The organism is Pseudomonas sp. BF-R-26 (genome assembly GCF_019947395.1).
GTDB lineage: Bacteria > Pseudomonadota > Gammaproteobacteria > Pseudomonadales > Pseudomonadaceae > Aquipseudomonas > Aquipseudomonas farris.
In genome coordinates, this window is sequence record NZ_JAGYGK010000020.1 from 1 (window position 1) to 13,751 (window position 13,751).

15 protein-coding genes are annotated in these 13,751 nt (G+C 59.7%); 7 read left to right on the top strand and 8 right to left on the bottom strand.

The features are described from left to right. Positions 1–295, top strand: a 295-nt coding sequence (locus tag KGB18_RS25740) for a DUF4124 domain-containing protein (protein ID WP_223570711.1), incomplete at its 5' end; no start/stop codon positions are given. A 114-nt stretch (positions 296–409) separates the two neighbouring features. On the opposite strand, the gene KGB18_RS25745 is transcribed toward KGB18_RS25740, so the two are convergent. Genes KGB18_RS25745 through mrcB form a run of 3 tightly spaced genes read right to left on the bottom strand, consistent with a single transcriptional unit; the run spans position 410 to position 3,820 of the window. After that, the gene (locus tag KGB18_RS25745; protein WP_123721445.1) at positions 410–745 is read right to left on the bottom strand and encodes a YqcC family protein; all 336 of its coding nucleotides are present in this window, start codon (positions 743–745) and stop codon (positions 410–412) included. Further along, positions 745–1,479, bottom strand: a complete 735-nt coding sequence (locus KGB18_RS25750; protein WP_123721444.1) for a tetratricopeptide repeat protein — start codon at positions 1,477–1,479, stop codon at positions 745–747. The genes KGB18_RS25745 and KGB18_RS25750 overlap by 1 nt, the downstream gene beginning before the upstream one ends. Positions 1,480–1,495: 16 nt before the next feature. Beyond that, on the bottom strand, positions 1,496–3,820 hold the full coding sequence (gene mrcB, locus KGB18_RS25755) for a penicillin-binding protein 1B (RefSeq protein ID WP_123721443.1): 2,325 nt from the start codon (positions 3,818–3,820) through the stop codon (positions 1,496–1,498). A 118-nt stretch (positions 3,821–3,938) separates the two neighbouring features. Here mrcB and KGB18_RS25760 point away from each other — a divergent pair, with 118 nt between their 5' ends. From KGB18_RS25760 to KGB18_RS25770, 3 genes are all read left to right on the top strand, one after another. Beyond that, on the top strand, positions 3,939–5,495 hold the full coding sequence (locus KGB18_RS25760) for an AAA family ATPase (RefSeq protein ID WP_123721442.1): 1,557 nt from the start codon (positions 3,939–3,941) through the stop codon (positions 5,493–5,495). 91 nt (positions 5,496–5,586) lie between these two features. Then, complete coding sequence (locus tag KGB18_RS25765) at positions 5,587–5,931, top strand: pentapeptide repeat-containing protein (RefSeq protein ID WP_123721441.1); 345 nt, start codon at positions 5,587–5,589, stop codon at positions 5,929–5,931. Between the two features lie 244 nt (positions 5,932–6,175). Further along, entirely contained in the window at positions 6,176–6,448 is a 273-nt protein-coding gene (locus KGB18_RS25770) for a TfoX/Sxy family protein (protein ID WP_007902045.1), read from the top strand. A 280-nt stretch (positions 6,449–6,728) separates the two neighbouring features. Here the strand turns inward: KGB18_RS25770 and KGB18_RS25775 are convergent, their stop codons facing one another. The 3 genes from KGB18_RS25775 to KGB18_RS25785 are packed head-to-tail and all read right to left on the bottom strand — an operon-like array spanning position 6,729 to position 9,355. Further along, complete coding sequence (locus KGB18_RS25775; RefSeq protein ID WP_223570712.1) at positions 6,729–7,583, bottom strand: ChaN family lipoprotein; 855 nt, start codon at positions 7,581–7,583, stop codon at positions 6,729–6,731. A 21-nt stretch (positions 7,584–7,604) separates the two neighbouring features. After that, complete coding sequence (locus KGB18_RS25780; RefSeq protein ID WP_123721439.1) at positions 7,605–8,372, bottom strand: heme ABC transporter ATP-binding protein; 768 nt, start codon at positions 8,370–8,372, stop codon at positions 7,605–7,607. Beyond that, positions 8,372–9,355, bottom strand: coding sequence for a FecCD family ABC transporter permease (locus KGB18_RS25785; protein ID WP_161794747.1), 984 nt, complete (start codon positions 9,353–9,355; stop codon positions 8,372–8,374). Before KGB18_RS25785 ends, KGB18_RS25780 begins: the two co-directional genes overlap by 1 nt. A gap of 275 nt (positions 9,356–9,630) precedes the next feature. Between KGB18_RS25785 and KGB18_RS25790 the strand changes: the two genes are divergently transcribed. Further along, positions 9,631–9,948: a Rieske (2Fe-2S) protein gene (locus KGB18_RS25790; protein ID WP_063342511.1), complete on the top strand. Its 318-nt coding sequence runs from the start codon at positions 9,631–9,633 to the stop codon at positions 9,946–9,948. Here KGB18_RS25790 and sfsA read toward each other — a convergent pair. Both sfsA and KGB18_RS25800 read right to left on the bottom strand, forming a co-directional pair. Further along, the gene (sfsA, locus tag KGB18_RS25795) at positions 9,945–10,658 is read right to left on the bottom strand and encodes a DNA/RNA nuclease SfsA (protein ID WP_223570713.1); all 714 of its coding nucleotides are present in this window, start codon (positions 10,656–10,658) and stop codon (positions 9,945–9,947) included. The two genes, KGB18_RS25790 and sfsA, sit on opposite strands and share 4 nt — an antisense overlap. Next, positions 10,658–11,830, bottom strand: a complete 1,173-nt coding sequence (locus tag KGB18_RS25800) for a pyridoxal phosphate-dependent aminotransferase (protein ID WP_223570714.1) — start codon at positions 11,828–11,830, stop codon at positions 10,658–10,660. Before KGB18_RS25800 ends, sfsA begins: the two co-directional genes overlap by 1 nt. Before the next feature lie 334 nt (positions 11,831–12,164). Here KGB18_RS25800 and dksA point away from each other — a divergent pair, with 334 nt between their 5' ends. After that, positions 12,165–12,608 carry an RNA polymerase-binding protein DksA gene (gene dksA, locus KGB18_RS25805; RefSeq protein ID WP_030130357.1) on the top strand — a complete coding sequence of 148 codons (444 nt, stop codon included), beginning with the start codon at positions 12,165–12,167 and terminating at the stop codon, positions 12,606–12,608. 204 nt (positions 12,609–12,812) lie between these two features. Beyond that, entirely contained in the window at positions 12,813–13,709 is an 897-nt protein-coding gene (gluQRS, locus tag KGB18_RS25810) for a tRNA glutamyl-Q(34) synthetase GluQRS (protein ID WP_223570715.1), read from the top strand. The last annotated feature ends 42 nt before the right edge of the window (positions 13,710–13,751 follow it).

Here is a 13,751-nt window from a genome sequence, read left to right on the forward strand (position 1 = left end):
GAGACAGACCCTCGTGGTGACGCCCGCCCCGCCCGTCGGCAAACCGAGTACGCCAGCGCGCAGCAACGCCATAGGCGATCAACGGGCCATCGACAACAAAGTGAAAAAGCAGGTCGCCGAGCAGCAAGACCAGTTAAAAGTATTCTGCGAACAGGCCCGAACGAACCTGGCTCAACTGCAGAATAATCCGCGACTACGAGAGGATGTCGACGGTGAGATGCGCCGCCTGACCGACCAACAACGTCAGGAGCGCATCACCGAAGCACAGAAACAGATTGCGAAAAACTGCATGTAGGAGCTGTCGAGTGAAACGAGGCTGCGATCTTTTGACGTTGCTTTTAAAAACAAAATCAAAAGATCGCTGCTCGTTTCACTCGGCAGCTCCTACGGCTCCTACAACGGATCGGAGTTAGCGAGAAGCGGTGATCAGCAGGTCGAACTCTTTGAGCAAGACCTGCAAATAGCGATCCTTGCCCTGGACGTTACGGGCGGCGAAGACCATTTCGGCCATCTCCTGGATCCCCGATGCGTTGGGCAGCGGCAGATCCTGTTCAAGGATGCTCTTCATCCGCGGCAGGAAAATCCATTGCAGCCATTGCTCGAAATCCAGCGTATCCACCGAAAATGGCTCGACGCTGGATAGCGCTTCAGCAGACGGCGCGACTTCGTCCCACCAGCCCTGAACGCGCAGTTCGCGTTCGATCAACAGCAACTGCTCGGCAATCTTCGGGAAGCGTGCATCCATCACAGCGAGACCTTGGCCTTCTGACGAGCCAACGCTGCACCGGCGGAGTCACCCTGCTTCTCACGAGCCTGAGCGATCAATCCCCACAAGCTGGCCTGAAGAGCCGGACGACCATTGGCGAACGTCAGACCACGACGAGCGAATTGCTCGGCCTGTGCCGCATCACCTTGAGCCATACGCACCTGGGCCAGGCGATACAGTACTTGCGGCTCACGCGGAGCGACACGCTGGGCGCGCTCGAGACTGGACGACGCGCCATTAAGGTCGCCGCTGGCCTGTTGCTGCTGGGCAGTGGTCAACAATGCCAGGACCGGACCGTCCAGTTGCTCATCGGCAGACAGGCCGCCGGAGTTCGCCGAAGGAATCCCGCTCGGCGTCGACGGCATGCTGTAGCTGCCCTGGTTGATCGGTGCCGATTGGACCGGCGAAGTATCGATCGGCCCCGGAGTGATCGGGCCTGGGGTAATCGGCGAAGTGCTGATCGGGGCCGAGGAAACCGCGCCACCACCCGGCACCATCACGACAACGCCAGTGTCACCTTGCGGGATTGCCTGAGTCTGGCCTTGCACAGGACGTTTTACTGTCGTCTGACGGTAACCGCCATTCGCCTGTATCCGTTCACTGTTCGAAACGGCGCTGCCGGAATCCACAACCGGAATCGAACCACGCTGTACGGTGGAGCAGCCGCTGAGCAAAGCCACGGCGGTCACTGCTGGAATCAACCACTTGTTCACTTGAAACCCTCTTTGCTTAATTCATCCAGCCCTTGACCCAATCCATCACCGATTCGCCGGAAGCAGGGCCTTCGCCACCGCAAGCGGGACCAGGAGGCGGTTCGCTGCCGCGAATATACGGCATCTGCACCGCGCCTGGGCAGCTGCCTTCAGAACCTTGCCCGGTGCGCGAATCGACCCAAGCCTGAACAATGTTGTCCGGCTGCGGCATGTCCAGCGGCAGCGGATCGGCCTTGCGCATGAAACTGGTCCAGACCTGCAACGCACCGGTGGCACCGGTGAATGGTGTCTTGCCGTTATCATCGCGCCCCAGCCAGACCACTGCCAGCAGATCCTGACTGAAACCGGCGAACCAGCTGTCCCGCGAATCGTTACTGGTACCGGTTTTACCGGCCAGGGTCAGGGTTTTCGGCAACACGTTATAAACCGAACTACCGGTGCCTTCACGCATGACTCGTTGCATGGCGCTCTGGATCAGGTAAATAGACGCCGGATCGAATTGCTGCTGAATCTGGAACGGATAACGCTTGAGCGGCTCGCCCTCGGCAGTCAGCACACTGCGAATCCCGCGCATCGGCGTATTGAATCCGCCGTTGGCCAGCGTCTGGTACATGGTCGCCACTTCGATCGGGGTCATACCGCCGGCACCGAGCAACATCGACGGGAACGCCGGGAATTCGCGACTCACTCCCAAGCGTGCCAGGGTCTTCAAGACATTCGGCACGCCCACCGCCAACCCGAGACGCGCGGTCGACAGGTTGTAGGAGTGTGCCAACCCTTGATAAAGGAACACCGTACCGTGGGAGCGGCGATCATAGTTCTGCGGTTTCCAGACCTGACCATCCGCGCCTTTGACCGAGAAGTAGTCGTCTGACAGCCAACTGGTCAGCGTGTACTGGCTCGGCTTCTCAAGGGCTGTCAGATAAACCGCCGGCTTGATCAACGAGCCGATCGGTCGTACCGCGTCCAGCGCACGGTTGAAACCGGCAAAACTCGCCTGACGGCTACCGATCATGGCCTGGACTTCGCCGGTTTCCGGGTTGGTTACGACCATGGCCGCTTCGACATCATCCGAGCCTTTGCGTCCGGCCAGGCGTTTAAAGGTGTCGTTGACCGACGCTTCGGCTTTCATCTGCAGAATCGGGTCGAAACTGGTGAAGATCCGCAGCCCCTCTTCGGTCAAGTCTTCGTCACGGTAGTCTTCGCGCAACTGACGTTTAACCAGGTCGAGGAAGCCCGGGAACGAGCTATCGGCCAACTTGCCGCGAGTGGTCACACCCAGTGGCATTTTCTTCGCTGCCTCAACCTGCTCGGCGGTGGCAACGCCTTGCTCCCCCAGAACATCGAGCACCAGATTGCGCCGCTCCAGCGCCCGCTCAGGGTTGCGACGCGGGTTGTAATAGGACGGCCCCTTGACCATGCCCACCAACAAAGCGACTTGATGCAGTTTCAGCTCGGACAATGGCTGCCCGAAGAAGAACTGGCTGGCAAGACCGAAACCGTGCACCGCGCGCTGACCATCCTGGCCGACGAACACTTCATTGAGGTAAGCCTCAAGAATTTCGCGCTTGTCGTAATGCAGCTCAAGCAACATCGCCATCATGGCTTCGGTGAGCTTACGGGTCAGGCTGCGTTCGCTGGTGAGGTAGAAATTCTTGACCAACTGTTGCGTCAGCGTACTGCCGCCCTGGGTCATCTTGCCGCCCGATGTGTTGACGTAGATGGCTCGGGCAATCGACTTCGGCGACACGCCCCAGTGGCTGTAGAAATCCCGGTCTTCTACGGCAACCAGGGTTTCGAGCAGATACGGCGGAACCTGATCGATCTTGATCAGGATGCGGTCTTCAAGGTTTTTCGGGTAAATCCCACCGATCAGCAGCGGTTCCAGTCGCACCACAGAAAGCTTCGAACCGTTGGTCGCCGAAAGCTCGGCCACGTAATCGCCGGAGAAGCGCACGCGCACAGGCTGAGCCGTCTCCATGCCTTCATAGAACTGGAAGCCGCGGGTATTCAGGTCGACGGTATTGCCATTGACCGCCGCCGCGCCGGGGCCGTTGCTGACGGCTTCGCGTCGGTAGCCCAAGGCATCGAGCTCGGTGAGGAAGTCTTCCTTGCTCAGCTTTTGCCCCGTGAACAGCTCAAGCGGGCGCGCGTACACCTTGGCCGGAATGGTCCAGCGCTTGCCGGAGAACTTCTCCTGGACCACAGCGTCGAGGTAAACCGCGAACCCGGCGAGCACCACAAGGCCGACCAGGCTGAGTTTAAGGGCCCAGCCCAGCCAGGGGCGCAAGCCCTTGGAAGGTGGTTTTTTGGGGGTGCGGGGGGATCGAGTACGAGTCATGGCGGCGGATTATACGCACTTTATTCATACTCAACAGAAGCCCGCTGAGGTTTGCGTCGGGCGGACTTGCGGCCATAATGACGGCCTTGAATTTTCCCCAGACTCTGAAGGATCGCCTGTGAGCCAGTCCCTGATCGCTGCCCTGCAAAACCCGGCCCTCTACCCGCATCCCGTAGAAGGGTTCCAGGTCATCGAGACCCATATTTCCTGGGTGCTGCTCACCGGGCCCTTTGCTTATAAAGTGAAGAAGCCAGTGAATTTCGGCTTCCTCGATTTCACCAGCCTCGAGGCTCGCGAGCATTTCTGCGCTGAAGAACTGCGTCTGAACCAACGCCTGACCCATGATTTGTATCTTGAAGTGTTGCCGATCACTGGCAGCGCCGAGGCGCCACAACTGGGTGGCGATGGCCCGGTTGTCGATTACGCCCTGAAAATGCGTCAGTTCCCACAAAGCCAATTGCTCAGCACCTTGCAAGCCAACGGCGAATTGACCACCACGCACATCGACGAGATGGCCGCGCAGATCGCTCAATTCCACCTCAGCGCGCCGAAAGTGCCTGCCGAACACGAAGCCGGCACGCCGGACAGCGTCATGGCGCCGGTACGGCAGAACTTCGAACAGATTCGTCCGTTCCTCAGCGACAAGGCCGATCTGCTGCAACTCGAGGCGCTGCAAGCCTGGGCCGAAAGCAGCTTCGAACGCCTCAAGCCGCTGTTCGCCCAGCGCAAGGCCGACGGTTTCATTCGTGAATGCCACGGTGACATTCACTTGGGCAACGCCACCGTGATCGACGGCAAAGTGGTGATCTTCGACTGCATCGAGTTCAACGAACCGTTCCGCTTCACCGACGTTTACGCCGACACCGGCTTCCTGGCGATGGACCTGGAAGACCGTGGCCTGAAGAGCCTGGCGCGCCGTTTCATCAGCCAATACCTGGAGCTGACCGGCGACTATCAGGGCCTGGAGCTGTTGAACTTCTATAAAGCCTACCGCGCACTGGTTCGCGCCAAGGTCAGCCTGTTCAGCATGCCCGCCGAGGCCGATCCGGTGCAGCGCGCCACTACTCTGCGTCAGTACCGCAACTACGCCAACCTGGCGGAAAGCTACAGCACCATTCCTTCGCGCTTCCTGGCGATTACCCACGGTGTTTCCGCCGTCGGCAAGAGTCACGTGGCCATGCGCCTGGTGGAAGCGCTGGGCGCCATTCGCCTGCGTTCCGATGTCGAGCGCAAGCGTATGTTCGGCGAGCAAACCGTACCGAACGATCCGCAGGCCGGTATCTATAGTGCTGACGCCAGCGCTGCCACCTACAGCCGTCTGCATGAAGTTGCCGGTGTTATTTTGCATGCCGGTTTCCCGGTAGTGGTCGATGCCACCTACCTCAAGCGCGACCAACGCGATGGCGCGGCAAAAATCGCCGAAGCCACGGGTGCACCGTTCCTGATCCTCGATTGCGACGCACCACAAGCGGTGATCGAGAGCTGGTTGAAGCAACGTCAGGCAGACAATAACGATCCGTCCGACGCCAACCTGACCGTTATCGCCGCCCAGCAAGCCAGCCGCGAGGCCCTGACGCCAGCAGAAATTCTGTGCAGCAAACGCGTCCAGACCAATGAAAGTGGCACGCTCGATACCGTCGTTGCGCAGATTCGCCAACGCCTGCCAGGCCTGTAAAAAACTATTTCAACCGTGAAGCCTTCACCGGCTTCACGGCTGTCAAATAGTGGCACTATACTGGCGTCATAAAACCATCAGGTGATGCGACATGAACCAGCCGAAACTTCTCGACACCCCGCTTTATGCCTTGCTGCACAAAGACGACATCACAGGCTTTAACAATGAACGCCCGAAAGATGGGCCTATCGACATGGTCGGTGGCGACTTCCGTGGTCTCGATCTGCGTGAACTGAACGCCGACGGCGTCGACTTCACCGATGCCTATTTCCGCTCTGCCGATTTGCGCGGCATCGACTTTCGCAACTCGTCCCTGGAAGGGGCGAGCCTGGCTCACGCGCAGATATCCGGCGCCTACTTCCCGCCAGAGCTGAGTGCCGATGAGATTCTGATGTCGATGAATTTCGGTACGCGACTGCGTTATCGCACCCGCTAAAAGCGACGTTTCTACCAGGTCCGGCGCCCCTGCTTTGCGCTGGACTCTGTACTTTTTTTCTATCCTGAAACTCAATCCCCCGCCCGTCTTCCGACTGCACTCGCAGCCTTTTCACGCCACTTCTTGAGCCCGTTTCTTAGAAGCTTTTGCGTCGAAACCGACCAAACAATCACGCTTTTCCTACTGATGGCTACACTGCTGAGAGGCTCGCCCACGCACCGTTCGGCTGTCGCAAGGAGGCTTGATGAATGATGAACTGCAACACCTGAAAAATCTTGGCAAGACGTCGGCGCAATGGCTGCATGCCGTGGGCATCCACAGTGCCTCGGACTTGCGTCGGCTGGGAGCTGTGGATGCTTATCGGGCCGTGCGCACGCGCGGTTTTCGGGCTTCCAAGGTGTTGTTGTATGCGATCGAAGGCGCATTGATGGATGTTCACTGGAACGACATTCCCGCCGAACGCAAGGAAGCCTTGAACAAACAGCTGGACGCTATCTCGTCACGCCACAAGATTTGAACGGGTAATTACGCTTACACACACAGCCTGAAGACTAATGATTGCAGGGCTTTCACCGAGGGAACCGGTGAGATCCACAGAAATTAAAAATCAGCGGTTGACTTGGTAATGAGAATCGCTATGATTATCACAACTGGTCGCGAGACTGGTCGATATTCTGAAAAGCCCTTGGTTCGGACTCTCAGATTATCTCCTCATCAGGCTAATCACGGTTATTTGACCCGGCTCTTGCCGGGTCTTTTTTTGCCTGTGGAAAACTCGCCAGGTTTTACTGCCCTGACTACTTGCCGAACTGTTTACGCATTTGCGCACAGTAATCCTGCGGTGGCGTGGCGGGCGTATACCAGACGTAATCGGCCATGGCCGGCGTGACCTCAGCGCCCTGCTCCGCCAGCAACAATACCGTTGGCGCTTCAGGTTCATCCAGATCCAGCACATGGATCGGCACCCCGACATCCTTGCGTGCGTGGTACGCGCCGGCAATCAGCAGTGAAGGCGTCGGTGCGGCCACTAATCGCCCGGCCATCCGCCGGTCACGTTGCTGCTGGACAGCCAGCATCGCGGGCATTTGCGATGTAGGCAGCAAGCCGCAGTGGGAATCGCTTATTTGTGCCAGCAACGTTTCCTTGACCATCGGGGCGTTGGAGCGCGAACCGCTCAATGTCGGCGGTTTGGCATAGACAGCACGGACTTCAAGCGTATCCAGATTAGCCGCCAGCAACGGGTACGGCTGAGTCAGGGCAAAACTAACGATCGGCCCGTACAGACTCCAGTCCCAACCCGATTGCCAGGCCAATGCATTGGGCAAGTCAGCAGGTAGCGGTGAAGCATGCCTGACGTGATCGACGCGCGCTTGCTGATCCGGCGTGAGCATTTCCAGCAGCAAACTGCCTTGGGGGCGCCGCTCACCCAGTGCCTGTAATAACCACAATTGCAGTTGATGGTGATCACGATTGTCATGCTGCTCGCCGACGATCAACCGCAAAGGCTTGGCTAACCGTGCAAGCAGTTCCTGCGCTGTCAGGGTTTGACCGCTGCGCAGGTCCCGGATCTCGCCGCTGACGGGTGGCGGCACCACCGGCACATGCTGACAGGCACTCAGTAACAGCACAGCCAGGATCACCATCACACGCATGTTCTCACCTCGACGAAATGCTCAGCGGGCGATGATCAGCGGATGCCCACGCTCCGGGTGCGGTTGCACCAGTACTTCCAGCCCGAACACGGCCTTGAGCGGTTCCGGGCGCAGCACCTGCTCCGGCGTATCCAGCGCCACGGGTCGCCCACCTTCGAGCAGTAACAGACGATCACAATAGCGTGCCGCCAGATTCAGATCATGCAGGATCACCAACACCGCGGCACCACGATCGGCGAACTCGCGCACCGCTTGCAGAGTAGTGTGTTGATGCAGCGGATCGAGCATCGATGTCGGTTCATCGAGCAACAACGTTTGCCCCGCCTCCCCCGGCCAAAGTTGCGCCAGCACCCGCGCCAAATGCACCCGCTGACGCTCGCCGCCGGACAACGCCAGATAGCTGCGTCCACTCAGGTGCAGCGCATCGGCCGCGTGCAGCGCGGCGGCGACGATTTCGTCATCCCGGACCCGGCCGCTTTGATAAGGCAGACGCCCCATGCCGACCACTTCTTCGACGCGAAAGGCAAAGTCCAGGGTCGACACCTGCGGCAACACCGCCAAACGCTGGGCTCGCTGCACCCCGGCCCAACGACTCAGCTCGCGCTCATCGAGCCAGACACTGCCATGGTCCGCATGCAATTCGCCGCACAGGGCGCCGAGCAATGTGCTTTTACCGGCACCGTTGGGGCCCAGCACGCCGAGGACTTCGCCCGGTTTGAGTTCAAGGGTGATGTCCGTGAGAACAATCTTTCGACCGCGCCGAATTTGCAGATTCTGCGTTCGCAACATCAGGCACGCCCTCTGAGCAGTAGATACAGAAAGAACGGTGCGCCGATGAAGGCTGTGACGATCCCGATCGGCAACTCGGCCGGCGCCAGGGCCAGTCGCGCCACCAGATCGGCAAACAATAAGAGACTGGCCCCCGCCAATACCGAGGCTGGCAATAGCACCCGATGATCGGGACCGGCCAGCAATCGGACCAGATGCGGCACCACCAGACCGACAAATCCGATCATCCCCGCTGCCGCGACCGCCGCGCCGACGCCCAGCGCCGTGCAGAACACCAGTTCGCGCTTGAGGCCTTCGACATCGATCCCCAGGTGACCTGCCTCCGACTCCCCCAGCAACAATGCATTCAAGGCCTTGGCCCGACGCGGCAACCACAGCGCCACACCAGTGCTCACCAGCAGCAACGGCCAAAGTCGCGAATAACTGGCGCCGTTAAGGCTGCCCAGGTTCCAGAAGGTCAAGGTGCGCAGGGTCGCGTCATCCGCCAGATAGGTGAATAGCCCTACCGCCGAACCGGCCAGGGCAGTCAATGCAATACCGGCCAGCAGCATAGTGGCGACGTTGGTCTGGCCATTGCGTCGCCCCAGTCGATAGACCAGCGCCGTTACACCCAGACCGCCGAGAAACGCGCACACCGACAACAGATAAGGCCCGAAGGATTCGGGCAGACCGCCGAACACCGAGCCGCCGACAATCGCGATGGCGGCGCCCAATGCCGCACCACTGGAGACCCCCACCAATCCCGGATCAGCCAGAGGGTTGCGAAACAAGCCCTGCATCGCCACGCCGGACAGCGCCAGCACGCCGCCCACGGCCAAGCCGAGCAAGGTTCGTGGCAAGCGAATCTGCCCGAGGATCAGTTCGGCCTGCTCCAACCCGTCGGGCGCGATGGGTAAACCAATCAGCCGCAACGCCGCGCGCAAGGTGTCGAACAACGGCAGACTCACCGGCCCCAACGCCAGCGACAACCAGATCGCCAGCAAACACAGCAGGCTCAGGCCAATGAATAATGCACGGGGTTTAACCAGAAAAGTCATTGGCCGGTCGTACCGGGATAGAACGCACAGAGCGCAGCAACGCGGGTACTCAGGCGCATAAACAGCTTCCTTTAAAGGTTTTCCCGGGCATCGAGAGGGCAGGCCAAGTATCCTCGGCATCCGGCAATCGCCCTGTGGGTGAGCGGCCATTTGATAATTGTTTGCATTTGAACGTCAAGCTCGGACATATCTGGTACGAGCTGCAGGACTTGAGGATAGACATGAAGCTTCTTTGCACAGGCGCCGAATTGGCTGACGCCAGCAGTCGCGGTTTCGACGTTGACGGTCAGAAGCTTCTGGCCGTGCGCCGGGGTGGCCGAGTGTACGTGTATGAAAATCGCTGCCCGCACCGAGGCGTCGGACTGGAATGGAAACCCGACCAGTTTCTCGACCCCAGCAACAGCCTGATCCAGTGCGCCACTCATGGCGCGCTGTTTCTGATCGAAGACGGCGAATGCGTCGCCGGGCCTTGCGCCGGGCAATCCCTGACCACCATCCCCTGCCACGAAGACGAGCAAGGGATCTGGGTCACACTCTAACCGTTTAACAGCACTTCCAGACGCCGATCGACCACCATCTCTTCATGAGTCAAGTGCACGCCATACGCCAGCACTTCGACCCCACACGCCACCGCTTCGCGTAACGCCGCCGCGTAGGCCGAATCGATTTCTTCAGCAGGACGCACGGAGTCGATGCCGGTCAGGTTCACGCAATACAGCTGCACGGCACGAATCCCGTCCCGGGCCAAATGCGCCAACTCACGCAAATGCTTGGCCCCGCGCTGGGTCACCGCATCGGGAAACGCCGCCACCAACGAGCCATCGAAGCCCAGGGTGACGCTTTTGACTTCCACATAGGCTGGCCCGCTCGGGTAATCGAGACGGAAATCGATGCGACTGCTTTCCTGACCGTAGGCCACTTCGCGCTTCAATTCGGTAAAGCCGTTCAGCTCGGTGATGACATTGGCCCGCAACGCCTCCTCAATCAAACCGTTGGCGCGCCCGGTGTTTACGCAGAACAGCCGCCCCTGCGGGGTTTCGCCGACTTCCCAGGTGCCGGGCAGCTTACGCTTGGGGTCGTTGGAACGGCTGAACCAGGCCTGCCCGCCTTCGACTTGGCAATTGAGCATCGAACCAGTGTTAGGGCAGTGAATGGTCAGCAACTCGCCGCTAACGGTTTCGATATCAGCGAGAAAACGTTTGTAGCGACGAATCAAGCGACCTTCTTCGAGGGGAGGATGAAAACGCATCAGCCTTGCCAGCTCCGTAAACCACGAGCGATCCGCTCAACCGCTTCCTGCAAGCGTGGAAGACTTTGGGTGTAGGCAAACCGCACATGATGCCCGGCCTGATAACGCCCGAAGTCCAGGCCTGGGGTGATCGCAACGTGCTCGGTTTCGAGGAAATGTCGGCAAAACGCGAAGGCATCGCCGCCGAACTTGCTGATATCGGCGTACAAGTAGAACGCACCTTCCGGCTCTACAGCGATACCGAAACCCAACTCCCTCAAGGCTGGCAGCAGGAAATCACGACGTCGGCCGAACTCGGCGCGGCGCTCCTCGAAAATTTGGATGGTGGCGGGTTCGAAGCAAGCCAATGCGGCGTGCTGGGCCATGCTCGGCGCGCTGATGTAGAGGTTCTGGGCGAGTTTCTCCAACTCACCGACCGCGGCTTCTGGCGCTACCAGCCAACCGAGGCGCCAGCCGGTCATGCCGAAATACTTGGAAAAACTATTGAGGACGAAGGCGCTGTCATCGACTTCCAGCACGCTGGCCGCATCCGTGCCGTAAGTCAGGCCATGGTAGATCTCGTCGACCACCAAATGGCCGTGGCGGGCCTTGATCGCTGCAGAGAGCCCGGCCAACTCGTCGCGGGACAGGATGGTCCCGGTCGGGTTGGCCGGCGATGCCACCAGGGCACCGACGCTGTCGTGATCCCAGTGGCGCGCGACCAGGTCAGGGGTCAGCTGATAACGCACGTCCGGGCCGACCGGCACCAGTTGCGCCGCGCCTTCCACCAACCGCAGGAAGTGCCGGTTGCACGGGTAACCCGGGTCTGCCAGCAGCCAATGCTTGCCTGGGTCCACCAGCAAGGCGCTGGCCAACAGCAACGCGCCTGAACCGCCGGGCGTGATAAGAATTCGTTGCGGATCGATGTTCAGCCCGTAACGCTGCTGATAAAACCCCGAAATGGCCTCGCGCAGCTCGGGAATGCCGCGGGCGGCGGTATAACGAGTCTTCCCCGCCGTCAGCGCGGCCTGGCCGGCCTGGATGATCGGCTCGGCAGTGGTGAAGTCCGGCTCGCCGATTTCCAGGTGGATCACGTCGTGGCCGGCTGCTTGCAGCTCGTTGGCCCGGGCCAGCAGGGCCATGACGTGAAACGGTTCGATAGCGCGACTGCGCGCACTGTAGGACAGAGCCATTAGCCTTCCTTACAACGGGGAAAAGAATCGATTCTACCCAAGCGCAGGAACGAGCGAGAACCTAAAGCGGTCAGAGCCCATATAACGCTGGTCTCAAACGGTTCAAGCGTATGCTCCAGGTTTGACTAAAATCAATAATTGATCAGGTCTCCAGAGCCACCAGGCAAGGCTTTGCAATCTTTTGCAAGGCCCACGGGCCGCGGGCTCGACATCCGGGAGTAGCGCGGCCCGATTTGATCTGGTAAGTTCGCCCGCTTGCAGCCGCAGGGCCGGCAGGTGTCGGTGATGGAGCAATCCTGCGCAATGGATTACAAGAGTAGAGGCGGTCCATTTCATGCCCACCCAAGCAAAGCAACAGCAGAACCAGTCGATCAGCGGCTTCGAACCCTACAAAGAAGTGAAGGGCGAAGAGTACATGGGCAAGCCCATGCGCGCTCACTTCACCAAGATCCTGAACAAGTGGAAACAGGACTTGATGCAGGAAGTCGACCGTACTGTTGATCACATGAAAGACGAAGCGGCCAACTTCCCTGACCCGGCAGATCGTGCCAGCCAGGAAGAGGAATTCAGCCTCGAATTGCGCGCCCGCGACCGTGAGCGCAAGTTGATCAAGAAAATCGACAAAACCCTGCAATTGATCGAAGACGAAGAATACGGCTGGTGCGAGTCCTGCGGCGTCGAAATCGGCGTCAAGCGACTGGAAGCCCGTCCTACCGCCGACATGTGCGTTGACTGCAAGACCTTGGCGGAAATCAAGGAAAAGCAAGTCGGCAAGTAATCTTTGCGACTTGAACGAAGAACGGAGCGTGCGAACGCTCCGTTTTTTGTTTCTGAATTTCGCCTCGGCAGAAAACCTGTGGGAGCGAGCCTGCTCGCGAATGCGGTGTGTCAGGCAACACTAATGTCGGAGCTGATGGCCCCTTCGCGAGCAGGCTCGCTCCCACAGGGACTTGCGCACGACCAGAGAAAGTAACATTCGTCCATGACTGCCACGACTTCCCCTCGCTACATCGGGCGTTTCGCTCCCACACCCAGCGGGCATCTGCATTTCGGTTCACTGGTCGCAGCGTTGGCCTCGTACCTCGACGCCCGTTCGGTCGGCGGCCGTTGGCTGGTGCGCATGGAGGATCTAGATCCGCCACGGGAAGAGCCCGGCGCTCAAGCGGCGATTCTCAAGGCACTGGAAAGCTACGGTTTCGAGTGGGATGGCGACATGGTCCGACAGAGTGAGCGGCACGCGGCCTACGACGAAGTCATCAATCGCCTGTTCAATCAGGGCCTGGCCTACGCTTGTACCTGTTCGCGCAAACAATTGGAGCCGTATCACGGCATCTATCCCGGGTTCTGCCGCAACGCGGGGCACGGCACCGAAAACGCAGCGATCCGCCTGCGTGTACCGGAGCTGGAATACCACTTCATCGACCGGGTGCAGGGCGAATTCCGTCAACACTTGGGTCGAGAGGTTGGTGATTTCGTGATCCGCCGTCGCGACGGGCTCTACGCCTATCAATTGGCGGTGGTGCTGGACGACGCCTGGCAAGGCATCACCGATATCGTGCGCGGAGCCGATTTGCTGGATTCCACGCCACGCCAGCTCTATCTGCAAGAACTGCTGGGCCTGCCGCAACCGCGTTACCTGCACATCCCGCTGATTACCCAGCCGGACGGCCACAAACTCGGAAAATCCTATCGCTCGCCGCCGCTGACCGAAGATCAGGCCACGCCGCTGTTACTGCGCGCATTGCGGGCGCTGGGGCACAAGCCTGTAACCGAACTGAATGACGCCACGCCACGAGAAGTGCTGAACTGGGGAATTGTCCACTGGGATGCATCGCTGATCCCGCGCACACTGACGTTGCGTGAAGCGCAACTGCAGTGATGCCACTTGCAGTGGCGCGCCCATCCGTTACCATCGCCGCAC